The sequence below is a fragment of the Acidiphilium sp. AL genome, assembly GCF_025499445.1.
GTDB classification, from domain to species: Bacteria; Pseudomonadota; Alphaproteobacteria; order Acetobacterales; family Acetobacteraceae; genus Acidiphilium; species Acidiphilium iwatense.
On record NZ_JAIMBZ010000129.1, the window covers coordinates 1 to 1,008 of the forward strand.

Here is a 1,008-nt window from a genome sequence, read left to right on the forward strand (position 1 = left end):
ACATTCGGGATGCGCGGACGGCACATGAAAGTCGCGTGATACCCATGCCGGCGCGCGATCTGCTTCACAGCGCTACGGAAGAGCACCACGAGGTCAGCTGCAGCAAGTCCTGCGGCAGGACTCAATGTCATCTCGTATTGGCTCGGGCCGTACTCGATCTCCAACGAACGAAGCGGCAGGCCGAGCTTGGTCAGGCCGACCCTCAGGTGCTCGAAAATGTCGTCCAGCTCGTCGTAGCGTAGCTCGGCCAGATGCTGGTAGCCTTGGGTGGTAAGTGCCACTTCGGGTGGCACGCCAGGTTGCCCAGCGTCCGCGGGATCTAGTCGCGGGTCGACGATGCGAAAGAGGTGGAATTCCAGCTCGGCGCCTGCGACGAATTCGTACCCGCGGTCGCGTAAAACCTGAAGCGTGTCACGGAACAGATCGCGCGTCGAAAACGGTACGGCGCAGCCATTAGTGAAGCGTAAATCGCACAGTAACCAACCGCTATGTGCCGCCCAGGGCAGAATCCGGAAAGTGCCGGGGTCCGGCACCATCAGCACGTCGCCTGATCCCTCCAACTCGCGAAGGCCGACCCCGCCGCCCGGGCTGAAGGTAGAGAAAACCGTGTGGCACGCGGTGTCCTTGAGCAGCAACGAGCCGGGAAAGCTACAGCCGTTGCGCAGCGCCCCCGCGACCTCGGAGGCGACGAGTGTCTTGCCGCGCAGCATACCATGCTGATCAGCAAAGGAGAGGCGCACAATTTCAATATTGTCCCGCGCGATGCGAGCCTCGACCTCCGCCGCCGCTTCGGCACGTGCCAACGTCCACATCCCATGACGGTCGGCGAAAAAGCTTGCGGGCTTATGGTCAGGCCGCATGGGGCCGACTCCCCCACTCCGCACCTGCTCGTCGGTCATGATCCACCCGCTTCCAATAGTCCTGCCACGACGCGGTCGGGCCGATGCCATCTATCGCCGCCGGGCCGCGCAGGTTGGACGCCTCCTCCTCACTCAGCACCATTGGCGG

General features: G+C 63.3%; 1 protein-coding gene. It reads right to left on the reverse strand.

Annotated elements, in window-relative coordinates:
- Positions 1 to 899, reverse strand: an 899-nt coding sequence (locus tag AiwAL_RS20305; protein ID WP_262313506.1) for a hypothetical protein, incomplete at its 3' end; no start/stop codon positions are given.
- Between the last annotated feature and the right edge of the window lie 109 nt (positions 900 to 1,008).